Source organism: Streptomyces sp. NPDC012794 (assembly GCF_042901085.1).
In the GTDB taxonomy this organism is placed as follows: Bacteria; Actinomycetota; Actinomycetes; order Streptomycetales; family Streptomycetaceae; genus Streptomyces.
The window spans coordinates 572,088-597,910 of record NZ_JBIBCI010000002.1 but is presented as its reverse complement, the minus strand read 5'-3'; the positions used below and the strand labels follow the sequence as shown (position 1 = coordinate 597,910).

Here is a 25,823-nt window from a genome sequence, read left to right as displayed (position 1 = left end):
CCCGTGACCCGGAGCCCCCGCGGAAGCGTGAAGGGCCCGGCCGGAGCCGGGCCCTTCACGTACGTCCTGTCACCGCGCGCGGCTCAGGCCTGGATGCGGCCGCTCAGCCACACCAGCATCGGCGGGATCTCGCGGCGCCAGGTGTTGAAGTTGTGGCCGCCGCTGTCGAGGATGATCGAGGAGACCCGGTCCGGGCCCTTGACCAGCTTGATGAACTTCTTGGTGTCGTTCAGGTTGTCCTCGCCCTTCTCGCTGGTCGTGACCAGGAAGGACGTACCGGTCGGCTTCTTGGCCTGGAGGCTCTGGAGGACGTCCGCGCGGGCCTTCAGCTTGTCGTCGCCGTGGAACAGGTCACCGGTCGTCGCGTCGTCCGCCGCCTTGTAGTACGCGGACAGGCCCACGCCCGCCCCGAAGGTCTGCGGGTGGTGCGCGGCGATCTTCAGGGCGCAGTAGCCGCCCGTGGAGTTCCCGATGAAGCCCATGTTCTCCGCCTTCTTGCCCACCCGGAACGTGGACTGGATGGCCTGCGGCAGGTCCTTCGCGAAGAACGTCTCGGTCTGCGGGCCATCGGGTATGTCCACGCACTCGGTGTCGCGCGGCGGCGCGATGGTCGGGCGCAGCATGACCAGGATCATCGGCTTCATCTTGCCCGCCTTGGCCTGCTTGAAGGCCGTCATCGGGTAGTTCAGCCCTTTGATCAGGTTCTCGGCGGTGCCCGGGTAGCCGGTCAGCACGATCGACGCCGGGAAGTTCTGGTCCTTGTACTGCGGCTGGAAGTACTCCGGCGGCAGCCAGACGTAGCCGGGGCTCGTTATCTTCGACTTCTGGCCCGTGATGGAGACCTTCAGGATCTGGCCGCCGACCTGGGGCTTGCCCCCGCCGGGCACGTCCAGCTTCTGCTTGTCGACGACCTTGATGTCCTTGCTGCTCATCGAGTGGTCGACGACCTTGCCGACGGCGGTCTCCTGGCCGAAGAGGTCGGCCCACGATCCGTAGAAGAGGAACGACTTGTTCGCCGCGAGCCCGACTGCCGAGAACAGCGCCAGCTGGGTCGCGAGCAGCAGGCCGATCCGGCTGAGGACCGCGCGCACGCCGCGCCCCGAGAGCTTCGGCCAGGCCCAGACCGTGACCGCGAACAGGGCCACGCCCGCGATGATGGCCAGGACCAGAACCGTATTACTGGTGAGACCCATGAGCAGTCAGTCGACTTTCTGATGGCAGGACTGGATTTTTCCGACGGAAGAGTGAACCCGCTCCCCACGGATGTCGTCCTAATGGACGCACCACACTCCGGAGGCTGTCACGGCCTTCGGCCACATGATCTCTCGCGGAGCAACGGGAAGCGATGTCTAGCAGGATAGATGGCGATAAGTCGGGACAGGTTCCGAGTACGGTCCGGCGAATCTTCCGCGGACCACGGCCGGAGTCGGTGCCCGGTCTCGTAGGTACGGCCGTCATGATCGTCGGCCTTCTGGACATCGCGGCGGGCGTCTTCCCGCGATTCCGCCACAGCCGGATCCACGCGGTCACCGAGGTGCTGCCCGGTTCCCTGGGCCCCTTCGCCGCGGCCCTGTCCATCAGCGCGGGCGTGCTCATCCTGCTCCTCGCGCACGGTCTCAAGCGCCGCAAGCGGCGGGCCTGGCGGGCCGCCGTCATCCTGCTGCCCGCCGGCGCCGTCGCACAGTTCGCGTACCGCCACTCCGTCATCGGCGTGGTCATCTCGGCCGTCCTCCTCGCGCTGCTGGTGCGCCACCAGGGTGAATTCAAGGCCCTGCCGGACCCGCGCAGCCGCTGGAAGGCCCTGGCCAACTTCGTCCTGATGAGCGCCGGCTCCATCGGGCTGGGCCTGGTCATCGTCAACGTGCACCCGGGCAAGGTCGTCGGCCGCCCCAGCCTGTACGAACAGATCACCCACGTCGTCTACGGCCTCTTCGGGTTCGAGGGCCCCGTCGACTACGCCGGCCGGGTCTCCTGGACCGTCGGGTACTCCCTCGGCGCCCTCGGCATGCTGACCGCCGTCACCACCATCTACCTGGCCTTCCGCCCCGAGCACCCGGCCGCCCGGCTCACCTCCGACGACGAGGCGAAGCTGCGCGAGCTGCTCACCAGGCACGGCGGCCGCGACTCCCTCGGCCACTTCGCGCTCCGCCGCGACAAGGCCGTCGTCTTCTCCCCCAGCGGCAAGGCCGCCGTCACCTACCGCGTGGTCTCCGGCGTGATGCTCGCCTCCGGCGACCCGGTCGGCGACGTCGAGGCCTGGCCCGGCGCCATCGAGCGGTTCATGGAAGAGGCCAAGGCCCACTCCTGGACCCCCGCCGTCGTGGGCTGCAGCGAGACCGGCGGCGAGGTCTGGACCCGCGAGACCGGCCTGGACGCCCTCGAGCTCGGTGACGAGGCCATCGTCGACGTCAAAGACTTCTCCCTGTCGGGCCGCCCGATGCGCAACGTCCGCCAGATGGTCAAGCGCATCGAGCGCAACGGCTACACCACCAAGGTCCGCCGGGTCAGCGAGCTCACCGAGGAGGAGCTGACGGCCGTACGCGGCGCCGCCGAGGCCTGGCGCGGCACCGACACCGAGCGCGGCTTCTCCATGGCCCTGGGCCGCGTCGGCGACCCGGGCGACGGCGACTGCATCATCGCCACCGCGCACCGCGTGGAGGAGGGCGACAGCAGCCCCTTCGGCGACCTCAAGGCCATCCAGCACTTCGTGCCGTGGGGCAAGGACGGCATGTCGCTGGAGATGATGCGCCGCGACCGGGGCGCCGACCCCGGCATGAACGAACTGCTGATCGTCGCCTCCCTCCAGCAGGCCCCCGAGCTGGGCATCGAGAAGGTCTCCCTGAACTTCGCGATGTTCCGCTCGGCCCTCGCCCGCGGTGAGAAGATCGGCGCCGGACCGGTCCTGCGGGCCTGGCGCGGGCTGCTGGTCTTCCTCTCGCGCTGGTTCCAGATCGAGTCGCTGTACAAGTTCAACGAGAAGTTCCGTCCCCGCTGGGAGCCGCGCTTCATGGTCTTCCGGCACAACCGCGACCTGCCGCGCATCGGCTTCGCCGTGATGCAGGCCGAGGGCTTCGTGACGCTGGCGCTGCCGCGCCTGTTCGCCAGCCGCCGCCGCCCCAAGCCGGTCCGCACCTGCGCCCACACCATCCACCCGGCGAAGGTTCCGTCCCAGCAGGAACGCGAGGTCCAGATGGCGTAGCCCCTCCCACCGGCGCCCGTCCCTGCTGGGCGCCGCTACGCCGGACTCCGTCCGGGGTGGTCCGTGGCCGGTGGTCCGCCCGGCGGGTGGTGCCGCTGCGCGGAGCGGTCCCCTACCCACCCTCCCACCGTTCCCCGGGCTCTGCCCGGACCCGCGCCTCAAACGCCGGCGGGGCTGGATTTCCAGCCCCGCCGGCGTTCGGCGTTGCGAGCCCCGTCGGCGTTCGCGCCTCCCCAGCCCCGTCGGCGTTCGCGCCTCCCCAGCCCCACCCGCGTCCGGCCGCACCGGCCCCGCCCGCGTCCGGGTCTTCCCAGCCCCGCCGGCGTTCGACCTCCCCGGACCCGCCGACGTTCGAGCCTCCCCGGCCCCGCCCGCGCCGGCCTCCCCAGCCCCACCCGCGTCCGGGTCTTCCCAGCCCCGTCGGCGTTTGAGGCGCGGGGGTCTGGGGGCGGAGCCCCCAGGAGACGGGGTCCGGGGCGCAGCCCCGGGGAACGGTGGAAGGGCGGGGAGGGGCAGCCCCGCGCAGCGGCCCCCCTCCCGCAGGCGACCACCGGCCCCGGCACCGGCACCGGCCGCCCCGACCCGAGGCCGCCGGACGGAGCCGGGCGCAGCGGCGCGAAGCCGGGAAGGCCGGCCACGGCCGAGCCGCGCGAGCGGCACGTGGGAAGACGTGGCCGGTCGCGCGAGCGGCGCGTGGAGCAGGGGCAAGCGCCCGGCCAGGGCAGGGGCTCTACCCTGGAGCCCATGAACAGCAACCTCGGGCCGGCCCCCAGGGGCAACGTCACAGGGCTGCCCGACTGGGACCGCTGCGCGGTCATGGGCGTCGTCAACGTCACCCCGGACTCCTTCTCCGACGGCGGCCGGTGGTTCGACACCACCGCCGCCGTGAAGCGCGGCCTCGAGCTCGTCGCCCAGGGCGCCGACCTCGTCGACGTCGGCGGCGAGTCCACCCGCCCCGGCGCCTCCCGCGTCGACGCCGAGGAAGAGCTCCGCCGCGTCGTCCCCGTCGTGCGGGGCCTGGCCTCCGAGGGGGTCACCGTCTCCGTCGACACCATGCGCGCGGCCGTCGCCGCCCAGGCCGTGGCGGCCGGCGCCGCCCTCGTCAACGACGTCAGCGGCGGCCTCGCCGACCCCGGGATGGTTCCCGCCGTCGCCGCCGCCGAGGTCCCCTTCGTGGTGATGCACTGGCGCGGCTTCAGCGACGGCATGAACCGCCTCGCCGTCTACGACGACGTCCTCGCGGAAGTCACCGCCGAGCTCCGCACGCGCATCGACGCCGTCGTCTCCGGCGGCATCGCCCCCGAGCGGCTCGTCGTCGACCCGGGCCTGGGCTTCGCCAAGAACGCCGAGCACGACCTGGCCCTGGTCGCCCGCCTCCCCGAGCTGCGGGCCCTCGGCTTCCCCCTCCTCGTCGCCGCGTCCCGCAAGCGCTTCCTCGGCCGGGTCCTGGCCGCCACCCCCGACGCCGCTCCGCCGCCGGCCCGCGAGCGGGACGCGGCCACCGCCGCCGTCTCGGCCATCGCCGCGCACCAGGGCGCCTGGGCCGTACGGGTGCACGAAGTACGGGCGACCGCCGACGCGGTTCGGGTGGCCCGCGCAGTGGAAGGGGCTCTGTGACCCGCCGGACGTACACCCGCCGGACGTACAGGGAAGGGGCACGGTGAGCCGTACCGACATAGAAGCCGTGGAAGAGGCCAACACGGCCTTCTACGCGGCCATGGAGCAGGGGGACTTCGACACGCTGTCGGCGCTCTGGCTCGAGGACGAGATCTCCTGCGTCCACCCCGGGTGGCCGGTGCTCTCGGGGCGGGGCGAGGTGTTGCGCTCGTACGCGCTGATCATGTCCCACACCGAGTACATCCAGTTCTTCCTGACGGACACCAAGGTGGCCCTCATAGGCGACACCGCCCTGGTCACCTGCACCGAGAACATCCTCAGCGGGGGCCCGGCCGAGGAGGCCGGGGAGCTGGGTCCGCTGGTGGGCCAGCTGGTCGTCGCCACGAATGTGTTCCGTCGCACACCGGAGGGGTGGCGCCTGTGGTCCCACCACGGTTCTCCGGTGCTCACGGACTCCGATGACGAGGAAGAAGAGGCCTCCGGCTGACCCCAAGGGCGGGGGCCGGGGTTTGCCGCAGGTAAATTCGAAGGTGGACGACGCCGACCGCACTCGGCGTAGGCCCATGGCCCCGGGGAGTCCCGGGACCGGAAGAACCTACGAAAGCAGGAGTGATTCGCGTGGATCGTGTCGCGCTGCGCGGCCTCAAGGCTCGCGGGCACCACGGCGTCTTCCCCCGGGAGCGCGAGGAGGGCCAGACCTTCATCGTCGACCTCGTGCTGCACCTGGACACCCGCCCGGCGGCGGCCGGGGACGACCTGGCCAAGACCGTGCACTACGGGGTCGTCGCGGAGGAGGTCGTGGACGTGGTCCAGGGCGAGCCCGTGGACCTGATCGAGACCCTCGCCGAGCGGATCGCCCAGCAGTGCCTCAAGCACGAGGCCGTGGCGCAGGTGGAGGTCGTCGTGCACAAGCCGGACGCGCCGATCACCGTCCCGTTCGACGACGTGACCATCACGATCACCCGGAGCCGCGCATGAACAACGGACTGAACGCCCAGAGCGACCCCACGGTCCAGCCCGTGCCCGCCTCCGTCGTCGAGACGGTCGACGCGGCGGACGTCACCCTTTCGAACCCCAAGTGGGCCGTCGTGGCGCTCGGCGCGAACCTCGGCAACCGCCTGGACACCCTCCAGGGCGCCATCGACGCCCTCGGGGACACTCCCGGGCTGCGGGTCAAGGCCGTCTCCCCCGTCTACGAGACGGAGCCGTGGGGCGTCGAGCCCGGATCGCAGCCCTCGTACCTGAACGCCGTCGTCGCGCTGAAGACCACCCTGCCGCCCTCGTCGCTGCTGGAGCGGGCCCACGCCATCGAGGAGGCCTTCGACCGGGTCCGCGAGGAGCGCTGGGGGCCGCGCACGATCGACGTCGACATCGTCACGTACGCCGACGTGGTCTCCGACGACCCCGTACTGACCCTCCCGCACCCCCGGGCGCACCTGAGGTCCTTCGTGCTGGCCCCCTGGCACGACATCGACGCCGGGGCCCGGCTCCCGGGCCGCGGCCCCGTCGCGGAGCTGCTGGCCGCGATCGGGCTCACCGGTGTCACGGCACGCCGCGACCTGGAACTCCGCCTGCCGGAATAGCCGTTAGCTTGTGCGGTACCAGTCACCGAGTGGGGATGTGCAAGTGAAGCAACTGAGGCCGGCGGTCCTGGCGGGCATCTTCGCGAGCGCCGGTGTGCTGTCCTGGGCGGGCGCCCGCCTGTGGAACGCGTACGGCACCCTGCCGGGCGTCCCGCTGGCCGCGCCGATCGTGCTGGCGGTGATCGCCGCCGTGCTGCTGGCGACGGCCCTGTCGATGCGCGCCCGCCTGAAGGCCCAGCGCGAGCGCCGGCCGGGGGCCAAGGGCGTCGAGCCGCTGATGGCGGCCCGGGCCGTGGTCTTCGGCCAGGCGAGCGCCCTGGTCGCGGCCCTGGTGGCGGGCATGTACGGCGGCGTCGGCGTCTTCCTGCTGACCGATGCCCTGGACGTCCCCGCCCGCCGGGACCAGGCCTGGTACGCGGGCGGTTCGGTCCTCGCGGGGGCCGCCGTGGTGGCCGCCGCGCTCTTCCTGGAGCACGTCCTGAAGCTCCCCGAGGACGACGACCCGGGCAAGGCCCCGGCCACCGCCTGAACCCCGGGGGCGCCCGCGCCCGGCGGGGCTCGCTAGACGGCTCCCAGCCGCCGCCACAGGGGCGGCACCAGCGGTCCCAGGTCTTCCCAGTGGCAGACCTCCAGCGACACGATCCGCCCCTCGTGGGCGAAGAGCATCGCCTCGCCGATGTACTCGCCCTCCGGGGACTGCACGCACCGGCTCGCCACGATCGGGGAGGCTCCGGGCTGCACACGCGCCGCCACCACGTCCCCCGGCTCGACCCACAGGTCCTGGCTGGGGCAGCCGCAGGTGCAGCCGGCCGTCATCAGGGCGTACGGGATCTGGGCCCGGTAGGCCGGGTTCTCCCCGGCCTCCCCGGCCAGCAGGATCTCCAGGGTGCGCCGTACGTCCTCGCTCAGCGGCTCCCAGACGGCGGGTTCCGCCACCGGTTCAGCGCGCCATGATCAGGCTCATGGCCTCGTTGCGGGTCGCGGGGTCGCGCAGCTGCCCGCGGACCGCCGAGGTGATGGTCTTCGCGCCCGGTTTGCGGACGCCGCGCATGGTCATGCACATGTGCTCGCACTCGATGACCACGATGCAGCCGCGCGGGTCCAGGATCTCCATCAGGGAGTCCGCGATCTGCGTGGTCAGCCGCTCCTGGACCTGGGGGCGGCGGGCGTACACGTCCACGAGGCGGGCCAGCTTGGACAGTCCGGTGATCTTGCCGTCGGTGGACGGGATGTAACCGACGTGGGCCACGCCGTGGAAGGGGACCAGGTGGTGCTCGCAGGAGCTCATGACCTCGATGTCCTTCACCAGGACCATCTCGTCGTGGCCGAGGTCGAACGTCGTGGTCAGGACCTCTTCGGGCTTCTGGTAGAGGCCGGCGAATATCTCCCTGTACGCCCGCGCCACGCGCGCCGGGGTCTCCAGGAGGCCTTCCCGGTCCGGGTCCTCGCCGACCGCGATCAGGAGTTCTCGGACGGCCGCCTCGGCGCGCTTCTCGTCGAACTCGCCGATCGTGCCCTCGCCACCGGTCAGGGTCACTGGGTCGGTCATCTCATCCTCGTTCCTGTGCGCACGCGCGGCCCTCGTGCAAATGTGCCGCGCCCCCCAGGCTAGAACCTGGGGGGCGCGGCTTCCATTCCGGGTGGGTCAGGCTTCGGGGCGGTCCTCCGGGGCCACCTCGATGCCCTTCTCCGTCGAGACCGGCGCGGCGGCGGCCGCGGCCGCCGAGGTGCCGTTCGCGGCGTTCGTCAGCTGGAGCTCCTTGGGCGAGAGCACCGGCGGGCGGGTGGAGGGGGTACGGCGGGAGGAACCGGTCCACGCCGGGCGGGCCGGACGCTTCACGATCGTGGAGAAGATCTCCGCGATCTCCTCCTTGCCCAGCGTCTCCTTCTCCAGGAGCGCGAGGACGAGGTTGTCCAGGACGTCCCGGTTCTCGACCAGGATCTCCCAGGCCTCGTTGTGCGCGGTCTCGATGAGCTTCTTGACCTCTTCGTCGACCAGCGCCGCGACCTCTTCCGAGTAGTCCCGCGGGTGCGACATCTCGCGGCCCAGGAACGGCTCGGTGTTGTCCCCGCCGAACTTGATGGCGCCGAGGCGCTCGGTCATGCCGTACTGGGTGACCATCGCGCGGGCCGTCGCCGTGGCCTTCTCGATGTCGTTCGCGGCGCCGGTGGTCGGGTCGTGGAAGACCAGTTCCTCCGCCGCGCGCCCGCCCAGCATGTAGGCGAGCTGGTCGAGCATCTCGTTGCGCGTGGTCGAGTACTTGTCCTCGTCGGGCAGGACCATGGTGTAGCCCAGGGCCCGGCCGCGGGACAGGATCGTGATCTTGTGGACCGGGTCGGAGTTCGGGGAGGCCGCCGCGACCAGGGCGTGTCCGCCCTCGTGGTACGCGGTGATCTTCTTTTCCTTGTCCGACATGATCCGGGTCCGCTTCTGCGGGCCCGCCACGACGCGGTCGATCGCCTCGTCCAGCATGTGGTTGTCGATCAGCTTCTTGTCCGAGCGGGCGGTGAGCAGGGCCGCCTCGTTCAGCACGTTGGACAGATCGGCACCCGTGAAGCCGGGGGTGCGGCGGGCGACGGCCGAGAGGTCGACGTCCGGGGCGATCGGCTTGCCCTTCTGGTGGACCTTGAGGATCTCCAGACGGCCCTGCATGTCGGGACGGTCGACCGCGATCTGGCGGTCGAAGCGGCCCGGGCGCAGCAGCGCCGGGTCGAGGATGTCGGGGCGGTTCGTGGCGGCGATCAGGATGACGCCGCCCTTCACGTCGAAGCCGTCCATCTCGACCAGCAGCTGGTTGAGGGTCTGCTCGCGCTCGTCGTGGCCGCCGCCGAGACCCGCACCGCGGTGCCGGCCGACGGCGTCGATCTCGTCGACGAAGACGATCGCCGGCGCGTTGGCCTTGGCCTGCTCGAACAGGTCGCGGACACGCGAGGCACCGACACCGACGAACATCTCGACGAAGTCGGAACCGGAGATCGAGTAGAAGGGAACGCCGGCCTCGCCCGCGACGGCACGCGCGAGCAGGGTCTTGCCGGTGCCGGGCGGGCCGTAGAGCAGCACACCCTTGGGGATCTTGGCGCCGACGGCCTGGAACTTCGCCGGCTCCTGGAGGAACTCCTTGATCTCGTGGAGTTCCTCGACGGCCTCGTCCGAGCCCGCGACGTCGGCGAACGTCGTCTTCGGGGTGTCCTTGGTGATGAGCTTCGCCTTGGACTTGCCGAAGTTCATGACCCGGGAGCCGCCGCCCTGCATCTGGTTCATCAGGAACAGGAAGACGACGACGATGAGGACGAAGGGCAGGAGCGAGAGCAGCACGCTCAGGAACGGGCTGGTCTTGTCCGGCGTGACGGAGTAGCCGTCCGGGATCTGACCGGCTTCGAACTTGGTCTGGAGGTTCTGGGCGAGCTGGACGCCCTGATCCCCGATGTAGTTGGCCTGGAACTTGGTGCCGCTGTTGTTGTCGAGCTTCTGGCCCTTCTTCAGCTCGATCTTGATCATCTGGCTGTCACCGGTGGTCAGCTTGGCGCTGTCCACCTGGCCACTGTTGATCGCCTTGATGACCTCGCTGGTCTCCACCGACTTGTAGCCGCCGCCGGAGCCGACGACGTTCATCAACACGACCACGGCGAGGACGGCCAGCACGATCCACATGACCGGCCCACGGAAGTATCGCTTCACGTCCATCCATACGGGGTGCCGGGCACCCCGTCCCTCCTGCCCGTAGGTAAATGCTGCTGTGAGTAAAGACTGTTCTTCGGAATGTACCCCTGAATTGTCACCCGCGGCCTCGTGGGACGGCTGACAGACCCGCCTTCCCAAGCTCCAACGTCGGAAGCCGCCCCCGGGTTCCCCGGGGGCGCCGCCGGTGACGACGTCCGCGAAGGACGGGGTCAGCCGCCGTAGACGTGCGGGGCGAGCGTGCCGACGAACGGCAGGTTGCGGTACTTCTCCGCGTAGTCGAGGCCGTAGCCGACGACGAACTCGTTCGGGATGTCGAAGCCGACCCACTCGACGTCGATGGCGACCTTCGCGGCCTCGGGCTTGCGCAGCAGCGTGACGACCTTCAGGGAGGCCGGCTGGCGGGAGCCCAGGTTCGACAGCAGCCAGGACAGGGTCAGGCCGGAGTCGATGATGTCCTCGACGATCAGGACGTGCTTGTCCTTGATGTCGGTGTCGAGGTCCTTCAGGATCCGCACCACGCCCGAGGACTGGGTCCCGGCGCCGTACGAGGACACCGCCATCCAGTCCATGGTGAGCGGGGTGGACAAGGCGCGCGCCAGGTCCGCCATCACCATCACGGCGCCCTTGAGCACACCGACGATGAGCAGGTCCTTGCCCGCGTACTCCGCGTCGATCTTCGCGGCCAGCTCGGCCAGCTTCGCGTCGATCTCTTCCTTGGTGATGAGCACCGACTGGAGGTCGTTGCCCATGTCCTTCTCGTCCACCCGCATCACTTTCGTTGTCGGCCGGGGCTCCGGGGGTGCCCCCGGAGGACTCAGCCGTGTTTCAGCACCAATCAGCCCTGCCGGATGACAAGTCTGCCACCCTGCCGCTGGGCCTCGACGCGGCCGGGCAGGTTGATGGCGCCCTGGCCCCGCCATCCGGTGATGAGGCGGTCGACTTCCTCGATGTGCCGGGCGAAGAGCGAGCCGGCGGGAGAGCCCGCCGCGACCACGGCCCGGCGCAGCACCCGGCGGCGGACGGCCGGGGGCAGCGCGTACAGCTTGGCGCACTCCAGGCGGCCGTCCTCGTCGCGCACCCCCGCCTCGGCGTCGGCGGCCCAGGCGTCGAGGGCGTCGGCGTCGTCCCGGGAGAGCTGGGCGGTGCGGGCGAGCGCTTCCACGACTCCCTTGCCGAGCGCCTTCTCGAGGGCGGGCAGTCCCTCGTGGCGCAGCCGGGAGCGGGTGTAGGCGGGGTCGATGTTGTGCGGGTCGTCCCAGACGGGCAGCGACTGGACCATGCAGGCCTTGCGTGCGGTCTGCCGGTCGATCTGGAGGAAGGGGCGCCGGTAGCGGTGGGTGCGGCCGGGGCCTCCGCTGACTTCGGCCATGCCGGACAGCGAGCGGATGCCGGAGCCGCGGGCGAGGCCCAGCAGGACGGTTTCCGCCTGGTCGTCGCGGGTGTGGCCGAGCAGCACGGCGCAGGCCCCCAGCCGGTCCGCGGCCTCGTCCAGGGCGGCGTAGCGGGCGTCGCGGGCGGCGGCCTCGGGTCCGCCTTCGCGGCCGACGCGCACGGCGACGGACTCCACCGGGTCGAGGCGGAGCGCGGTCATGCGGGTGACGACCTCCGCGGCGCGCAGGTCGGAGCCGGCCTGGAGGCCGTGGTCGACGGTGATGCCGCCGGCCCGGATGCCGAGCTTGGGGGCCTCGAAGGCGAGGGCGGAGGCGAGCGCCATCGAGTCCGCGCCGCCGGAGCAGGCGACGAGGACCAGCGGCGGGGTGCCCGCCGTGGCGCGGGGGGAGGAACTGTCGGTGAGGCCGGTGAGGACGTCGTGGAGTACGCGGCGGACCGCCAGGCGTATCGCCGCGACCGCAGGATGGGGACCCATGTCCGGTGCCCTTCGTGGAGTTCGGATGCTCGGAGGCTTCGGGTGTTGCGCGGGAAGATGCGGAATGTCACTCAGAGTGCGTCGATGGTGACAGAACCGAGCCGTTCCCCGAGCATCGCACGCCCTTCCACGCCTCACGGTCCCTCGGAAGGGTGATGCTGCTTCCCCCAGTGAGACATGTTTACGCCTCCGGCTTCATCCTTCTTCGCTCCCCGCGCCCCCCTTGCGGTGGACGCGGGCCACCCAGTCCGCGGGGCGGGCGATCTCGGCCTTGGTGGGCAGGGTGTTCGGCGAGGTCCACACCCGGTTGAAGCCGTCCATGCCGACCTGGCCGACGACGGCCCGTACGAAGCGCTCGCCGTCGCGGTACTGGCGCAGCTTGGCGTCGAGGCCGAGCAGCTTGCGCAGGGCGACGTCGAGGCGGCCCGCGCCGCTGGCCCGGCGCTGCTGGAACTTCTCGCGGATCTCGGCGACGGAGGGGACCACCTCCGGTCCGACCCCGTCCATGACGAAGTCGGCGTGCCCCTCCAGCAGGGACATGACGGCGGTGAGCCGGGCGAGCACCTCGCGCTGCTCGGGGGTCTGGACGAGCTCCACCAGGGAGGGGGCCTCGTCGCCCCGCTCGCCCTCGGCGCGGGCTCCGGCGAAGGACTGGACGGCCTCGCGCAGCCGCTCCAGGACGGCTCCGGGCTCCATCTCGGTGGCGGCGAGGAAGGTCTGGATCTCGCCCTCCAGGTGGGCGCGCAGCCAGGGCACCGCCGTGAACTGGGTGCGGTGCGTCTCCTCGTGCAGGCACACCCAGAGCCGAAAGTCGTGCGGGTCCACTTCGAGCTCGCGCTCCACGTGGACGATGTTCGGCGCGACGAGCAGCAGCCGGCCGCCGGTGGCGGCGCCGCCCGGCAGGTCGGGGCCGGCGGGCGCGAAGGTCTCGTACTGGCCGAGCACCCGGGAGGCCAGGAAGCTGAGCAGCATGCCCAGCTCGACACCGGTGACCTTGCCGCCGACCGCGCCGATGACGGCGCCACCGGGGGTGGCGGAGCGCCGGTCCTGCATCTTGCCGAGGAGCGGGCCGAGCAGTTCGCGGAAGCCCGCCACGTTGGCCCTGACCCAGCCGGCCCGGTCGACGACGAGGACGGGGGTGTCGGGGAGGGGCGAGCCCTCGGGGATCATCCGGGTGAACGCGCGCACGTGCTCCTCGGAGGTCCTGGCGTGCCGGCGGAGCTCCGCCACCACGGCCCGGGCCTCGTCGCGGCTGACCTCCGGACCCGGCCGTACGATCCGGGTCGCGGTCGCCACCGCGAGGTTCCAGTCGACCATCTCCGCACCACCGATGCTCGTCATGCGTCAACCGTACGTGGACCCGCGCCGCGGCGGACCCCCCTCCGCGGCCCGATGCGCTAGGAAGTGACCGCGACGGCGGCGGCCAGTTTGTCGAGCCCCTTCTCCGCCGCGGGTCCGTCGGGGGCGTTCGCGGTCAGGAAGGCGAAGGCGAGCAGGCGCCCGGACGGGTCGACGACGGTCCCGGCGAGGGAGTTCACGCCGGTCAGGGTGCCGGTCTTGGCCCGCAGCAGGCCGGCCGCCGGGGAGGAGCCGGCGTTGCGGGCGCGCAGGGTCCCGGTGAAGCCGGCGACGGGCAGTCCGGTGAGGACCGGCCGCAGCTCGGGGTGGCGGGGGTCGGCGGCCTTGGCGAGCAGGCCCGTCAGGAGGCGGGGGCTGACCTTGTCGGCGCGGTTGAGGCCGCTGCCGTCGGCGAAGCGGGAGCCGGTGAGGTCGACGCCGAGGGAGGCCAGCTTCTCGGAGACGGCCTGTTCGGCGCCCTCGAAGCTGGCGGGCTTGCCGGCGGCGAGGGCGGTCTGGCGGGCGAGGGCCTCGGCGATGTCGTTGTCGCTGTGGGTCAGCATCCGCTCGACGAGCCCGGCGAGCGGGGTGGAGAGGGTGGTGGCCAGCGGCTGCGCCCCGGCCGGGGCCTTCGCCCTGGCGGGTTCGCCGTTCACCTTGATGCCGCGGTCGCGCAGCAGGGCGGCGAAGGCGCGGGCGGTGTCCCCGGAGGGGTCGTCGGTGCGTGCGGCGGGTCCGGCGGCGGCGTCCGCCCCGAGGGCTCCGGCCTGGGAGGCGCTCACGGGGCGGCCCTCGTCGGCGGTGAGGGCTGTGACGGGGGCGATGTTGTCGTTGCGGCCGATCGGGTGGCGGACGGCGCCGGTGTAGAGGGAGTCGTCGTACCCGAGGGTGACGGTGTCGGTGCCGGCGGCCTTGAGGGCCTGGGCGGTGTCGGCGGCGAGGGCGACGAGGCTGCCGCCGGAGCCGGCGGGGCTCTTCTTCCTGGCGGTGAGGGAGGGGTCGCCGCCGCCGACCAGGACGATCTCCCCGGGGCCGGCTCCGGGGGCCACGGTGGTCCGGATCCGGTGTTCGGGGCCGAGCGCGGCCAGGGCGGCGCTCGCGGTGGCGATCTTGATGGTGGAGGCCGGGGTCATGGCCTCGCCCGCCCCGGACTCGTAGAGCACCCGGCCTGTCGCGGTGTCGACCACCGAGGCCGCGCGTACGGTGCCCAGCGCCGGGTCCGCCAGCAGCGGGGCCAGCGTCCCGGCGAGCGCCCCGCCGTCGGCGGCCGTGCGCCCGCCGAGCCCGGCCAGCACTCCGGGGGCGCTGGGCGCGGCCTGTGGCAGGGCCCCGGCGGCGTGATCTGCGCCACCCGTACGGCCCCAGGAGGCGGCCCTCGCCCGCTCGGCCTTACGCTGGCCGGAGTCCCACGGACCGGCGGTGGCCACCGCCGCCGCCGAGAGGGCGAGGCCGGCGACGGCCGACCCCACGATGAGCTGCCACGTCTTGACCAATGGCACCTCAACCAGCCCCTTTCGCGATCACACATATGCGTGAGGGACACTTAACCACTGCGTCTTGCCGCGAGCATGGCACCCCACCCGGCTGGGGGTACTCCCCCAGCCTCCGGCCGGGGGAGGCTGGGCCGGACGCGCTATCACTCGAAGCAATCAAGCTTCGGCACGAGGCCGGAGCTGATCATGGAGGAGCAGGACGTGGAGTTCGACGTCACCATCGAGATCCCCAAGGGTTCGCGGAACAAGTACGAGGTGGACCACGAGACCGGCCGGATCCGTCTGGACCGTCGTCTCTTCACCTCGACCAGCTACCCCACGGACTACGGCTTCGTCGAGAACACCCTCGGCGAGGACGGCGACCCGCTGGACGCGCTGGTCATCCTTGACGAGCCGACCTTCCCGGGCTGCCTGATCAAGTGCCGCGCGATCGGCATGTTCCGCATGACGGACGAGGCGGGCGGCGACGACAAGCTGCTGTGCGTGCCGGCCTCCGACCCGCGTGTCGAGCACCTGCGCGACATCCACCACATCTCCGAGTTCGACCGCCTGGAGATCCAGCACTTCTTCGAGGTCTACAAGGACCTGGAGCCGGGCAAGTCGGTCGAGGGCGCGAACTGGGTCGGCCGCACCGAGGCCGAGGCCGAGATCGAGGCCTCGTACAAGCGCCTGGAGGCCCAGGGCGGCCACCACTGAGCTCCGCCGCTCGGTAACACCTACCGCTGCGGGCGGCTCCCCCATGCCGGGGAGCCGCCCGCAGCGGCGTTTTTTCCGGGGCGGGCGGCTCCCTTCGCCGCTCCCCTCGCGGCTCCCTTCGCGGCTCCCTTCGCGGCTCCCTTCGCGGCTCCCTTCGCGGCTCCCTTCGCGGCTCCCTTCGCCACGGACGAAACGATTCCGCATACTGATACCGCCAGGTGATCAAGGGTGGGAGGATGCGTGGCGGAGGCCGAAGGGCACGGTCCCGAGGACCGGAAGCCGAAGTCCGACGAGGCGCACAGCGCGTTCACTCCCCCACCCGGGACGCAGCCGGAGGTCCCGGACGAGGACCAGCCGACCTCGGAGTTCGCCCTCCCCGAGGGCGCGACCACCCTCTCCCCCGGCCCCGAGGGCTCCGCGTTCGCCGCCCCGGCCACCTACAGCGCCAGCCAGTCCCCGCCCGCCTACACCCCCCTGCCGGCCCCCGGCTTCCCCGCCTCCTCCCCCTGGCAGGACCGGATGCGCACGATGCTGCGCATGCCGGTGGACGTCCGCCCCGTACCCGAACCGCTGCACCGGCAGACCGAGTCCGGCCCGGCCGTGGGCCGCGTCCTCGACCTCACCCTGCGCATCGGCGAGCTGCTGCTCGCGGGCGGCGAGGGCGCCGAGGACGTGGAGGCAGCGATGTTCGCGGTGGCCCGCTCCTACGGGCTCGACCGCTGCGAGCCCACCGTCACCTTCACCCTGCTGTCGATCACCCACCAGCCCTCCCTGGTGGACGACCCCGTCTCCGCGAACCGCATCGTGCGGCGCCGCGGCACCGACTACACCCGCCTCGCCGCCGTGTTCCGGCTGGTGGACGACATCTGCGCGCCTGACGTGGAGGTCTCCCTGGAAGAGGCCTACCGCCGTCTCGCCGTGATCCGGCGCAACCGCCACCCGTACCCCACCTGGGTGCTCACCGCCGCCGCCGGGCTGCTCGCCGGGGCCGCCTCCACGCTGGTCGGCGGCGGGGTGGCCGTCTTCTTCTGCGCCGCCCTCGGCGCCGTCCTCGGCGACCGCCTGGCCTGGTACTTCGCCGGCCGGGGACTGCCCGAGTTCTACCAGTTCGTGGTCGCCGCGATGCCCCCGGCCGCCATCGGGGTGGCCCTGAAGATCGCCGAGTTCGACGTCCGCGCCTCCGCCGTGATCACCGGCGGCCTGTTCGCGCTGCTGCCCGGACGGGCCCTGGTCGCCGCCGTGCAGGACGGGCTGACCGGCTACTACATCACCGCCTCAGCCCGCCTGCTGGAGGTCATGTACCTCTTCATCGGGATCATCGTGGGCGTTCTGGTGGTGATCTACGTGGGCCTCCAGTTCGGCGCCTCGCCCAACCCGGACGAGGTGCTCCAGATCCCGCACCGCCCGGTGCTGCAGATCCTCGCCTCGATGGTTCTGGTGTTCACCTTCGCGATCCTGCTCCAGCAGGAGCGCTCCACGGTGTGGATCGTGACCCTCAACGGCGGGGTCGCCTGGGTCACCTTCGGCGCGCTGCGGGCCGCCGAGCTGCCGCCCGTGCCGTCCACGGCCATCGCGGCCGGGCTGGTCGGCCTGTTCGGGCAGCTCTTCTCGCGCTACCGCTTCGCCTCCGCCCTGCCGTACGTGACGGCGGCCATCGGGCCGCTGCTGCCCGGTTCGGCCACGTACTACGGGCTGCTCTCGATCGCCGAGAACCGGCTCGACGCGGGCCTCGCCTCCCTCACCAACGCCGCCGCCATCGCCCTCGCGATCGCGATCGGGGTGAACCTCGGCTCCGAGACCTCACGGCTGTTCATGCGGATCCCGGGGGCGCGCAGCGCGGCCAAGCGCCGGGCCGCGGCGAAGCGGACCCGGGGCTTCTGAGGCGCGTGGGTCGCCTGGGGCCCGCAGGCGGCCCGTGGGCGGCCCGTGCGGCCCGGCGCGGCCCGCGTGACCACGGGTACGCGTACGCCCCGGAGACGGGCGGTCTCCGGGGCGTACGGGGGTTCGGGGGGCGGCCGGGTGTCAGCGCTTGGCGTGGCGGCCGCGCTGGCCGGGGCCCGGCGGCTGCTCCTGCTGCGGGTAACCGGGCTGCGCCGGGCCCGCGGCCGCCTCGGCCTTCTTGGTCTTGCGGGCCTTCAGCACCTCGAAGATCACCGGGATGACCGAGATCAGCACGATGCCGATGAAGATCGGCTCGACGTTCTTCTTGATGATCTCGAACTGTCCCAGCTGGTAGCCGAGGACGGTGACGCCGGCGCCCCAGAGGATGCCGCCGACGATGTTGAAGGTCAGGAAGGTGCGGTACTTCATCGCGCTCGCGCCGGCCACCATGGGCGCGAACGTGCGGATGATCGGCACGAAGCGGGCCAGCACGATCGCCTTGGGGCCGTGCTTCTCCATGAAGTCGTGCGCGGCGTCCAGGTTCTCCTTCTTGAAGACCTTGCTGTTCGGCCGGTTGAACAGCTTGGGCCCGAAGAACTTGCCGAGCAGGTAGCCGACCTGGTCACCGATGATCGCGGAGGCCGCGATCAGCGTGCAGACCAGCCACAGCGGCTGGCTGATGTCGCCGCTGGCGACGAAGAGGCCCGCCGTGAACAGCAGGGAGTCGCCGGGCAGGAACGCGAAGAAGCCCGATTCCGCGAAGACGATGACCAGGATGCCGATCAGGCCGAAGTGCCCGATCAGGTACTCCGGGGACAGCCACTCGGGGCCGAGGGCAAGCGTGTAGAGGGGTTCCACGTTTCCGGGCTCTCCTGGATCAGGGGGACGTCTGCGGTGGGGGACGCGACGAGGCAGGCGGTCTAATTATGAACGCACACCGCCCCCACCGGGTTCCAGGGACCGGAGGGGGCGGTACGGGTGCGGGACCGGCTACGCCTTGCGCACGGCGTTCGCCGTGATCGCGTCCCGCAGGTGCTCGGCGACGCCCGTGCCCATGGCGTCGTAGTACGCCTTGAAGCGCTCGTCCGCGACGTACATGTCACCGAGGCAGGTGTGCATCTCGTAGGGGCAGTCGTAGTACCAGCGGCCGATGTGCAGGCGGTGCTCCTCGGCCATGTCCATCGCGGCCCCGCCCTCGGCCGGTTCGCCAGCCGCCACCAGGGCCGCGTACCGGGCACTCCAGTCCGCGGCCTCGTCCTGGATCCGCTTCCAGTCGTCCTTGGTGTAGGTCGAGACCCTGCGCTGTGACTCCGCGTAGGCCTCGGTGCCGCCCCAGCGCTGCTCGGCCTCCTGCGCGTACTGCTCCGGGTCCTCGTCCCCGAAGACCTCGAACCGCTCCTCGGGCGTGAGGTTGATGCCCATCTTCTTCGCCTCCATGGCGTGCTCAACGGCCTTGGCCATCTGCTGGAGCCGGGCGATCCGGTCGGACAGGAGGGCGTGCTGCCGGCGCAGGTGCTCCCTCGGGTCCGATCGCGGATCGTCCAGCAGGACCGCGACCTCTTCGAGCGGAAAGCCGAGCTCCCGGTAGAACAGGATCTGCTGCAGCCGGTCCAGGTCGGCGTCGTCGTAACGCCGGTGTCCCGCGCCGCTGCGGCCGCTCGGTCGGAGCAGCCCGATCTCGTCGTAGTGGTGCAGGGTGCGCACCGTCACTGCGGCGAACCCGGCGACCTGGCCCACGGAGTAGCCCATCGCTTTCCGCTCCTCTGGTTGGGTACGCCCCCCACTGTGGTTCCTCACGCCACGTGAGGTGCAAGCCCCATTTCCCGAGGGGCCCGCGGAAAGAGGATCAGCCCATCGCCTTGGTGCCGTCCAGGGACTCCCGGATGACGTCCGCGTGGCCCGCGTGCCGGGCGAACTCCTCGATCAGGTGCAGGAGCATCCAGCGCATGGAGACCTTGGCGTTCTCGGGGAACCAGGGCGCCGGCGGCAGCGGGAAGGTCTCGTCCAGGCTGGGCAGTTCCGCGACGAAGGCGGTCAGTTCCGCGCTCACCCCGTCCCAGAAGATCTGGACGGACGCGATGGTCTCGTCGCCGACGAGCCGGAAGGCCTCGGCGTAGTCCTCCTGGGTACGGGCGCTCTCGTTGGGCCGCTGCTGCGCCATCCGCAGCCAGGCCAGCTCCACCTCGGCGACGTGCTTGAGCAGCCCGGACAGCGACAGCTCGCTGGCGCTCGGGCGGCTCGCGGCCTGCTCCTCGGTCAGTCCCGCCGCGGCCTCGCGGATCGCGGCCCGCTGGGACTCGACGAAGGCCAGCAGGGTGCCGCGCTCGTCACCCAGGACCTCACCGGAAATCTGTGCCATGACCGACCACCTCTTCATCCCCTGAGCGGGGCCGTCCCCCGCTGACGAGGACTACGCTACGGAGGCTTGCGGTCAGCTCCTGTCCGCAACTCGCGAGGGGACGGGAAAAGCCGCGCGGCGCGGCGGGGGCGGGCAGGAGGCGGCGGTCAGAACGGGAACCGGGTCCGGCCGTGCTGGACCGAGATCCACTTCTGGGTGGTGAAGGCCTCCACGGTGGCCTCGCCCCCCAGCCGCCCCAGACCGGAGGCCTTCTCGCCGCCGAAGGCGGCCAGCGGCTCGTCACCGATCGTGGAGTCGTTCACGTGGATCATGCCCGTCTCGATGCGCCGGGCGAAGCGGACGCCGCGCTCCACGTCGCGGGTGTGCACCGCACCGCTGAGCCCGTACGGGGTGGCGTTGGCCAGGCGTACGGCCTCCTCCTCCCCGTCGAAGACCACCAGCAGCGCGACCGGCCCGAAGATCTCCTGGCCCAGCAGCGGGGAGTCCTCGGGCAGCCCGGCGAGGACGGTCGGCTCGACCAGGTTGCCGCGCGTAGAACCCCGTACGAGCGCCCGTGCCCCCGATTCCAGGGCGCGGTCCACGAGCGCGGTCAGCGCGTCCGCCTGGAAGGAGTTGATGAGCGGGCCGATGTGGGTGTCGGCCTCGCGTGGGTCGCCGGTCTTCAGGGCGCGCACGCGGGCGGTGAACTTCTCGGTGAACTCCTCCGCCACGCTCGCGTCGACGAGGATCCGGTTGGCCGCCATGCAGACCTGGCCCTGGAAGACGAAGCGGCTGAAGACGGCCGCGTCCACCGCGTAGTCGACGTCGGCGTCGTCGAGGACGACCAGGGCGCTGTTGCCGCTCAGTTCGAGGACGGTCCGCTTGAAGTGGCGGGCCGCGACCGAGCCGACGTGCCGGCCGGTGCGGTCGGAGCCGGCGAAGGAGATGACCTTGGGGACGGGGTGGGTCAGGATGGCGTCGCCTATCTCGGCGATGTCCGTGACCAGCACGTTCAGAAGTCCGGCGGGCAGGCCCGCGTCCTCGAAGATCTTGGCGATGATCCCGCCGCCGGCCACCGGGGCGCTCTGGTTCGGCTTGATCACGACCGCGTTGCCCAGGGCCAGTGCCGGGGCCACCGACTTCAGGGTCACCAGGAAGGGGAAGTTGAAGGGGCTGATCACCGCCACCACGCCGACCGGGAGGCGCTGGACCCGGTTCTCCTTGCCCTCGACCGGCGAGGGCAGGATGCTGCCCTCGGGGCGGACGGCCAGCTGGACCGCCTCGCGCAGGAACTCCATCGCGAGGTGGACCTCGTACTCGGCCTTGGGACGGGTCCCACCGAGCTCGTCGATCATCGCCTCGACGATCTCCTCCTGGCGCTCCTGCGTGATGCGCAGGGCACGTTCGAGGACGGTGCGTCTCGCGTGGGGGCCGGTGGCCGCCCAGTCGCGCTGGGCCCGCTCGGCGGCGCGGTAGGCCCGGTCGACCTGCTCGACGGTGGCCACGGTGATCGCGGCGAGTTTCTCCCCGTTGTACGGGTTGACGTCGATGATGTCCCACGAACCGGTGCCGGCCAGCCATTCGCCGTCGATGTACTGGTGAGCCAGGTCGGTGAATATGGACATGCCATCCCTTACTGCGAGCGCGCACCCCTGCGCTGCACCGGAGACCGATCGGTCGTCTTCATGCACTGATCCGACGTCATAGTACGTGCGGATCAGGACAGTTGGAGGAGCCCGCGGAGGAGGTCACGGGTCTGGCCGGGATCCGGGCAGTCGGCCTGGAGCCGCTCCATCGCCCGCGCGTACTGCGCCACTTCCTCTTCTTTGTCCAGGTAGAGCGCGCTGGTCAGCTGTTCCAGATAGACGATGTCCTGAAGGTCGGACTCGGGGAAGCGCAGCAGTGTGAAGGCGCCGCTCTCGCCCGCGTGGCCGCCGAAGGAGAAGGGCATCACCTGGAGCCGCACGTTGGGCCGCTGGCTGATCTCGATGAGGTGCTCCAGCTGGCCGCGCATTACGTCCCGGTCGCCGTACGGGCGGCGCAGCGCGGCCTCGTCGAGGACCGCGTGGAACACCGGGGCGTTCTCCGACACCAGGACCTTCTGGCGCTCCAGGCGCAGCGCGACGCGGCGGTCGATCTCGGCGGCGCCGGCTCCGGGCATGCCGCGGCGCACGACCGCCTGGGCGTACGCCTCGGTCTGCAACAGGCCGTGCACGAACTGCACTTCGTAGATCCGGATGAGGGACGCCGCGCCCTCCAGGCCGATGTACGTCTGGAACCACCCGGGGAGCACGTCGCCGTAGCTGTGCCACCAGCCCGCCGCGTTGGCCTCGCGGACCAGACCGAGCAGGGACTCCCGCTCGGCGCCGTCGGTGACCCCGTAGAGCGTGAGGAGGTCCTCCACGTCCCTGGCCTTGAAGCTCACCCTTCCCAACTCCAAGCGGCTGATCTTCGATTCGGATGCGCGGATCGAGTAGCCGGCCGCCTCACGGGTGATGCCGCGGGATTCTCGGAGTCGCCTGAGCTGTGAGCCCAGGAGGATGCGGCGCACCACAGAACCGCTGGCTTCTGCGGTCACTAGTACTGCCCTCCCCATCGCAATGGTGTGCGCGTGGTGTGCGCGTGCCTCGGCGGGGCCCCGCACCCCGGGCCGCAGTCTGCCACCAAAACGCATCGGCCCGTACTCGTTCTGTAACGGAATCCGGCGTCCCGGAAAAGAAGTCCGTAAGTATGCGTAGGAAGAAATGAGCAAGAACCGTCACGGGAAGGGACGGGTCGGGCGCGTGCACGTGCATCTGCCCTTGCATCCGGCTGCACCATTCGGAACGATGGTGCCGCGCACCTGCGTGCTCTTCGCGCCGGCGCGGGACCCACCCCGCAGTTCTCTTTGGACGGAGCTCGCCCGCTTCGTCCGCGAATCCCGGGAGTGCCTCGCATGGGGACGAATGGATCGACCGTGCTCGAGCCGTTACGGCAGGGGCTGCCCCCGGTCGACCCCACGGCTGTCTCCGGATCCGCCTCCTGCGCTCTGCCGGCCCGCTTCGAAGCGGTGCGCGGCGCCCGCTCCTTCACCAGATCGACCCTGTCCCAGTGGGACCTGGACGACCGCTTCGACGACGTCTCCCTGGTCGTCTCCGAGCTCGTCACCAACGCCCTGCGCCACGCCCTGCCGGACGAGGCGCGGCCGGCCGCCGGGCCGGAGGCGGCGGTGCGGCTGCACCTGATGCGGTGGAGCACGCGGCTCGTGTGCGCGGTGCGGGACCCCAGCGAGGACCGGCCGGGCGGTTCCTTCGCGCCGGAGCGCACGGACGAGAACTGCGACCTGGAGTCGGGGCGCGGGCTGTTCCTGGTCGACGCCTACAGCGACAGCTGGGGCTGGCACCCGCTCGCGGGACGCCTCAGCGGCAAGGTGGTCTGGGCGCTGTTCATGCTCCAGGACTGACCCGACGCTCCGCACCCGCCGAGCGCACCGTGCCGTCGGAACGACCGGCCGGGACCGATCAGTGCGATCGGTCCCGGCCGGTGCACGTGCATGGCTTGATCGCTGCGCCGTTTCCCCCGTTCGGCCGCCGTCGGCCGGATCAGCCGATCAGCCGATCAGCCGATCAGCCGATCAGATGGTCGAACTCGCCGTCCTTGACGCCCAGCAACAGGGCCTCGATCTCGGCCGGCGTGTAGACGAGCGCCGGTCCCTCGGGAAAGCGCGAGTTGCGCATGGCGATGTCGCCCCCGGGCAGCCTGGCGAACTCCACGCAGGACCCCTGCGAGTTGCTGTGTCTGCTCTTCTGCCAGGTCAGCTCGTACAAGGAAGTGAGTTCTGCAGCTGCCATCCCGTTGTACGCGTGGTCCACAGGAAGCCCCCGATAGTGCAGATGTCAACTGCACCGGATCATAGCTGTGTTCATGAGCGCATGCATGGGCAGATGCACGTGCACGCGGGGTGCTCCACTCATCACTGTTGATCACCAGGGGACCGCGGTCCAGGACCCGGGCCCTCCGTTTCGGTGCGGCGCGGGGCCGATCGGGCCCGCCCGTCACAGCCGTCGGCCCGCCCGTCAGGGCCGTCGGCCCGCCCGTGTCAAGGCCGCAGCGCCTCCGACACCTCGTCCAGCGCGTCCAGCAGCTGCTCCGCCGCCCCGCGCAGGACACCCGGTCCGGGGGCCTCCCCGGCCGCCAGCAGCTCCCGGACCCCGTCCCACCGGGGGACCTTCCGCTCCCGCACCGCCTTCGCGCCCGCCTCGGTCGCCTCCCGCAGCACCCGCGCCAGTTCCGCCGCCCCCGGCACGGGCGGGTGGGCCCGGTCGGGGAGGTGCGCCTCCAGCAGCATGGCGGTGCGGCCCAGCGCCGCCAGTGCGTCTCCCGCGCCCTCGGCGGCCGTCCGGGACAGCCCCCGGTGCCGCACCGGCTCCCCCTCCGCCCGCGCGAGCGCCTCCTGCCAGGCGATCCGGGCGTCGCGGGCCGCCAGCAGCGCCTCCCGCACGTCCGCCCGCCGGGCCCCGGCCGGGTCGGCGTACTGCCCGAGCACGGCGGCCGCGTACCGCCCGTCGGCGGCGAGCCAGTCGGCGAGACGGGTGCGCAGCCTCGGGGTCTCCCAGGCCGGGTAGAGCGCGTAGGCGAGCATCGCGAGGACCCCGCCGACCAGGGTCAGGGCGATCCGGTCGGGCACCGTCTGGTCCCAGCGGACGCCGCCCATCCCGAGCAGGAACACCACGTAGGCCGAGACGAAGACCTGGGCGACGGCGTAACCGGTGCGCATCAGCACGTACATCAGGCCCGCGCTGGCCACCGCCAGCAGCCCCGACAGGTACGTCCCCGGCTGCGCCAGCCGCACGATCGCGGTGGCCACCCCCACGCCCGCCAGGGTGCCGCCGAAACGGGCGACGGCCCGGGACCAGGTCTGGGTGAAGTCGGGCCGCATCACCATCACCGAGGCCATCGGCGCCCAGTAGCCGTGCCCGAACGGCAGCACCTGCCCGACCAGGTACCCCGCGCACGCCGCCGCCGTCACCCGCACGGCGTGCCGCAGCACGGGCGAGCCGGGGCGCAGCTCGGCCCGTACGGCCTTCAGCACCAGCGGCACCAGGGCGGGCACGGTGGGCCGCAGCCTCGCCTCGGCGGGGTCCGCGGTGCGCCCGGAACCCGGCTCGGCCGTTTCCAGTACGTCGTCCAGCAGGGCGGCGAGCCTGCGCGCGGCCCGCAGCGGCGCGCCGGTGAAGACCTCCGGCAGATCGGGTGCCTTCAGCACGGCCAGCGCCGGCGCGGGCAGGCGTACGGGGTCCCCGTGGCGGATGGCGTGCGCCGCGGCGTCCAGCACCGCCCCGGCGGCGTCCAGCAGCTCCCGCACCCGTTCGCGGGCCGGCCCCCCGGCGGGGGCGCCGACGGCCGGGTCGGCGAGCGAGGCCAGCACCGGCCGGACCCGCTCCGCGAGCCCCCGCGCCCCGTGCAGCTCGGCGGGCCGCCGCCGGGCCTGCCGGACGGTGACGGCGGCGGCGTCCCGGGCCCTCATCAGCGGCGCGGGGTCGAAGGAGCTGACCGGGTCGTGCCGCAGCCGGCGGGCGTAGTCGGCCTCGGCGGCGAGGGCGTCGGCCAGGGCGTCGCGCTGGGCGCCCCACCGGCGGACCGGGAACAGCACGATGAGCAGCGCCTGCACCACCCCTCCGGCGGCGATCATCGCGGCGTGCCCGGCGGCCTGCGGGACGGAGGTCGGCAGGGTGACGGTGACCAGCATGACCGCGACGTTGCCGGAGGCGATGATCCCGGCCGTGGGACCGGCGGCCCACAACAAGCCCGCCGCGAAGGCCCAGACGGCCAGCATCGGCAGGAACAGCCCGGTGTCCGCCGACCCGACCAGGTACCCGGTGAAGGTGGAGACCGCCAGCGTCAGCCCGGAGGCGAGGGCGAGCACGGGGCGCGGGCGCCAGCTCTGCTGGAAGGTGGCGATGGCCGCCATGAAGGCCCCGAACGCGGAACTGACCGCCGCGCCCGGCCCGAGGAGGGCGAGCGCGGCGCCGATGACGACCGCGAGCCCCACGGCGGCCCGGACGGCGACGAGGGGCTCCAGGCGGGCCCGCTCGACCGTCATGCCCGCGCGCGCGGTGTCCTTCAGCGCGCGCAGCCAGCTCATGGCGT

General features: G+C 71.9%; 24 protein-coding genes. 9 read left to right on the top strand and 15 right to left on the bottom strand.

Annotation, left to right across the window (positions count from 1 at the left end):
* Positions 1-83: 83 nt before the first annotated feature.
* Entirely contained in the window at positions 84-1,193 is a 1,110-nt protein-coding gene (locus tag ACFY7H_RS05960; RefSeq protein WP_388933630.1) for an alpha/beta hydrolase, read from the bottom strand.
* Positions 1,194-1,345: 152 nt separating this feature from the next.
* Here ACFY7H_RS05960 and ACFY7H_RS05955 point away from each other — a divergent pair, with 152 nt between their 5' ends.
* The 6 genes from ACFY7H_RS05955 (at position 1,346) to ACFY7H_RS05930 (ending at position 6,928) form a co-directional block, all read left to right on the top strand.
* The gene (locus ACFY7H_RS05955; RefSeq protein ID WP_388933625.1) at positions 1,346-3,199 is read left to right on the top strand and encodes a phosphatidylglycerol lysyltransferase domain-containing protein; all 1,854 of its coding nucleotides are present in this window, start codon (positions 1,346-1,348) and stop codon (positions 3,197-3,199) included.
* 744 nt (positions 3,200-3,943) lie between these two features.
* Positions 3,944-4,816 (top strand): dihydropteroate synthase, encoded by an 873-nt coding sequence (folP, locus tag ACFY7H_RS05950; protein WP_388933621.1) that lies wholly within the window; start codon positions 3,944-3,946, stop codon positions 4,814-4,816.
* Positions 4,817-4,859: 43 nt separating this feature from the next.
* On the top strand, positions 4,860-5,303 hold the full coding sequence (locus tag ACFY7H_RS05945) for a nuclear transport factor 2 family protein (RefSeq protein ID WP_388933618.1): 444 nt from the start codon (positions 4,860-4,862) through the stop codon (positions 5,301-5,303).
* 131 nt (positions 5,304-5,434) lie between these two features.
* Positions 5,435-5,794 carry a dihydroneopterin aldolase gene (folB, locus tag ACFY7H_RS05940; protein WP_030010912.1) on the top strand — a complete coding sequence of 120 codons (360 nt, stop codon included), beginning with the start codon at positions 5,435-5,437 and terminating at the stop codon, positions 5,792-5,794.
* Positions 5,791-6,399 carry a 2-amino-4-hydroxy-6-hydroxymethyldihydropteridine diphosphokinase gene (gene folK / locus ACFY7H_RS05935; protein WP_388933615.1) on the top strand — a complete coding sequence of 203 codons (609 nt, stop codon included), beginning with the start codon at positions 5,791-5,793 and terminating at the stop codon, positions 6,397-6,399. The genes folB and folK overlap by 4 nt, the downstream gene beginning before the upstream one ends.
* 43 nt (positions 6,400-6,442) lie before the next feature.
* A complete protein-coding gene (locus ACFY7H_RS05930; protein ID WP_388933612.1) occupies positions 6,443-6,928 on the top strand; it encodes a DUF3180 domain-containing protein in 486 nt (161 codons plus the stop codon).
* Positions 6,929-6,960: 32 nt separating this feature from the next.
* Here ACFY7H_RS05930 and ACFY7H_RS05925 read toward each other — a convergent pair whose 3' ends face one another.
* The 7 genes from ACFY7H_RS05925 to dacB all read right to left on the bottom strand — a co-directional run bounded on the left by ACFY7H_RS05925 (position 6,961) and on the right by dacB (position 14,785).
* A complete protein-coding gene (locus tag ACFY7H_RS05925) occupies positions 6,961-7,335 on the bottom strand; it encodes a hypothetical protein (protein WP_388933610.1) in 375 nt (124 codons plus the stop codon).
* A 4-nt stretch (positions 7,336-7,339) separates the two neighbouring features.
* Positions 7,340-7,948 (bottom strand): GTP cyclohydrolase I FolE, encoded by a 609-nt coding sequence (gene folE, locus ACFY7H_RS05920; protein ID WP_388933607.1) that lies wholly within the window; start codon positions 7,946-7,948, stop codon positions 7,340-7,342.
* Positions 7,949-8,044: 96 nt separating this feature from the next.
* Entirely contained in the window at positions 8,045-10,084 is a 2,040-nt protein-coding gene (ftsH, locus tag ACFY7H_RS05915) for an ATP-dependent zinc metalloprotease FtsH (RefSeq protein ID WP_388933605.1), read from the bottom strand.
* Between the two features lie 206 nt (positions 10,085-10,290).
* A complete protein-coding gene (gene hpt, locus ACFY7H_RS05910; protein ID WP_007264874.1) occupies positions 10,291-10,851 on the bottom strand; it encodes a hypoxanthine phosphoribosyltransferase in 561 nt (186 codons plus the stop codon).
* Between the two features lie 65 nt (positions 10,852-10,916).
* Complete coding sequence (gene tilS / locus ACFY7H_RS05905) at positions 10,917-11,948, bottom strand: tRNA lysidine(34) synthetase TilS (protein WP_388933601.1); 1,032 nt, start codon at positions 11,946-11,948, stop codon at positions 10,917-10,919.
* Positions 11,949-12,143: 195 nt separating this feature from the next.
* Complete coding sequence (locus ACFY7H_RS05900; protein ID WP_388933599.1) at positions 12,144-13,289, bottom strand: zinc-dependent metalloprotease; 1,146 nt, start codon at positions 13,287-13,289, stop codon at positions 12,144-12,146.
* Between the two features lie 56 nt (positions 13,290-13,345).
* Positions 13,346-14,785, bottom strand: a complete 1,440-nt coding sequence (gene dacB / locus ACFY7H_RS05895; protein WP_388933596.1) for a D-alanyl-D-alanine carboxypeptidase/D-alanyl-D-alanine-endopeptidase — start codon at positions 14,783-14,785, stop codon at positions 13,346-13,348.
* Positions 14,786-14,980: 195 nt separating this feature from the next.
* Between dacB and ACFY7H_RS05890 the strand changes: the two genes are divergently transcribed.
* Both ACFY7H_RS05890 and ACFY7H_RS05885 read left to right on the top strand, forming a co-directional pair.
* The gene (locus ACFY7H_RS05890) at positions 14,981-15,475 is read left to right on the top strand and encodes an inorganic diphosphatase (protein WP_361600844.1); all 495 of its coding nucleotides are present in this window, start codon (positions 14,981-14,983) and stop codon (positions 15,473-15,475) included.
* A gap of 240 nt (positions 15,476-15,715) precedes the next feature.
* Positions 15,716-17,356 (top strand): threonine/serine exporter ThrE family protein, encoded by a 1,641-nt coding sequence (locus ACFY7H_RS05885; RefSeq protein ID WP_388933593.1) that lies wholly within the window; start codon positions 15,716-15,718, stop codon positions 17,354-17,356.
* A 141-nt stretch (positions 17,357-17,497) separates the two neighbouring features.
* Here ACFY7H_RS05885 and ACFY7H_RS05880 read toward each other — a convergent pair whose 3' ends face one another.
* The 5 genes from ACFY7H_RS05880 to ACFY7H_RS05860 all read right to left on the bottom strand — a co-directional run bounded on the left by ACFY7H_RS05880 (position 17,498) and on the right by ACFY7H_RS05860 (position 22,290).
* Positions 17,498-18,214, bottom strand: a complete 717-nt coding sequence (locus ACFY7H_RS05880) for a DedA family protein (RefSeq protein WP_388933590.1) — start codon at positions 18,212-18,214, stop codon at positions 17,498-17,500.
* A 132-nt stretch (positions 18,215-18,346) separates the two neighbouring features.
* Positions 18,347-19,105, bottom strand: coding sequence for a MerR family transcriptional regulator (locus ACFY7H_RS05875; RefSeq protein WP_388933587.1), 759 nt, complete (start codon positions 19,103-19,105; stop codon positions 18,347-18,349).
* A 97-nt stretch (positions 19,106-19,202) separates the two neighbouring features.
* Complete coding sequence (locus ACFY7H_RS05870; protein WP_388933585.1) at positions 19,203-19,715, bottom strand: DinB family protein; 513 nt, start codon at positions 19,713-19,715, stop codon at positions 19,203-19,205.
* Positions 19,716-19,861: 146 nt separating this feature from the next.
* A complete protein-coding gene (locus tag ACFY7H_RS05865) occupies positions 19,862-21,319 on the bottom strand; it encodes an aldehyde dehydrogenase family protein (protein WP_388933582.1) in 1,458 nt (485 codons plus the stop codon).
* 92 nt (positions 21,320-21,411) lie between these two features.
* Complete coding sequence (locus ACFY7H_RS05860) at positions 21,412-22,290, bottom strand: helix-turn-helix transcriptional regulator (protein ID WP_361600797.1); 879 nt, start codon at positions 22,288-22,290, stop codon at positions 21,412-21,414.
* Between the two features lie 339 nt (positions 22,291-22,629).
* Between ACFY7H_RS05860 and ACFY7H_RS05855 the strand changes: the two genes are divergently transcribed.
* The gene (locus tag ACFY7H_RS05855; RefSeq protein ID WP_388933578.1) at positions 22,630-23,136 is read left to right on the top strand and encodes an ATP-binding protein; all 507 of its coding nucleotides are present in this window, start codon (positions 22,630-22,632) and stop codon (positions 23,134-23,136) included.
* 163 nt (positions 23,137-23,299) lie between these two features.
* Here the strand turns inward: ACFY7H_RS05855 and ACFY7H_RS05850 are convergent, their stop codons facing one another.
* Positions 23,300-23,545 carry a DUF397 domain-containing protein gene (locus tag ACFY7H_RS05850; RefSeq protein ID WP_388933576.1) on the bottom strand — a complete coding sequence of 82 codons (246 nt, stop codon included), beginning with the start codon at positions 23,543-23,545 and terminating at the stop codon, positions 23,300-23,302.
* 227 nt (positions 23,546-23,772) lie between these two features.
* Positions 23,773-25,818, bottom strand: a complete 2,046-nt coding sequence (locus ACFY7H_RS05845; RefSeq protein ID WP_388933573.1) for an FUSC family protein — start codon at positions 25,816-25,818, stop codon at positions 23,773-23,775.
* Between the last annotated feature and the right edge of the window lie 5 nt (positions 25,819-25,823).

Excerpts from the sequence above, each read along its gene's own strand:
- ACFY7H_RS05900 (WP_388933599.1), bottom strand. The coding sequence starts at position 13,289 with ATGACGAGCATCGGTGGTGCGGAGATGGTCGACTGGAACCTCGCGGTG.
- ACFY7H_RS05855 (WP_388933578.1), top strand. The coding sequence starts at position 22,630 with ATGGGGACGAATGGATCGACCGTGCTCGAGCCGTTACGGCAGGGGCTG.
- folP (WP_388933621.1), top strand. The coding sequence starts at position 3,944 with ATGAACAGCAACCTCGGGCCGGCCCCCAGGGGCAACGTCACAGGGCTG.
- ACFY7H_RS05955 (WP_388933625.1), top strand. The coding sequence starts at position 1,346 with ATGTCTAGCAGGATAGATGGCGATAAGTCGGGACAGGTTCCGAGTACG.
- ACFY7H_RS05960 (WP_388933630.1), bottom strand. The coding sequence starts at position 1,193 with ATGGGTCTCACCAGTAATACGGTTCTGGTCCTGGCCATCATCGCGGGC.
- ACFY7H_RS05860 (WP_361600797.1), bottom strand. The coding sequence starts at position 22,290 with ATGGGGAGGGCAGTACTAGTGACCGCAGAAGCCAGCGGTTCTGTGGTG.
- ftsH (WP_388933605.1), bottom strand. The coding sequence starts at position 10,084 with ATGGACGTGAAGCGATACTTCCGTGGGCCGGTCATGTGGATCGTGCTG.
- ACFY7H_RS05875 (WP_388933587.1), bottom strand. The coding sequence starts at position 19,105 with ATGGGCTACTCCGTGGGCCAGGTCGCCGGGTTCGCCGCAGTGACGGTG.
- ACFY7H_RS05845 (WP_388933573.1), bottom strand. The coding sequence starts at position 25,818 with ATGAGCTGGCTGCGCGCGCTGAAGGACACCGCGCGCGCGGGCATGACG.
- folK (WP_388933615.1), top strand. The coding sequence starts at position 5,791 with ATGAACAACGGACTGAACGCCCAGAGCGACCCCACGGTCCAGCCCGTG.
- folE (WP_388933607.1), bottom strand. The coding sequence starts at position 7,948 with ATGACCGACCCAGTGACCCTGACCGGTGGCGAGGGCACGATCGGCGAG.
- hpt (WP_007264874.1), bottom strand. The coding sequence starts at position 10,851 with ATGCGGGTGGACGAGAAGGACATGGGCAACGACCTCCAGTCGGTGCTC.
- ACFY7H_RS05870 (WP_388933585.1), bottom strand. The coding sequence starts at position 19,715 with ATGGCACAGATTTCCGGTGAGGTCCTGGGTGACGAGCGCGGCACCCTG.
- tilS (WP_388933601.1), bottom strand. The coding sequence starts at position 11,948 with ATGGGTCCCCATCCTGCGGTCGCGGCGATACGCCTGGCGGTCCGCCGC.
- ACFY7H_RS05865 (WP_388933582.1), bottom strand. The coding sequence starts at position 21,319 with ATGTCCATATTCACCGACCTGGCTCACCAGTACATCGACGGCGAATGG.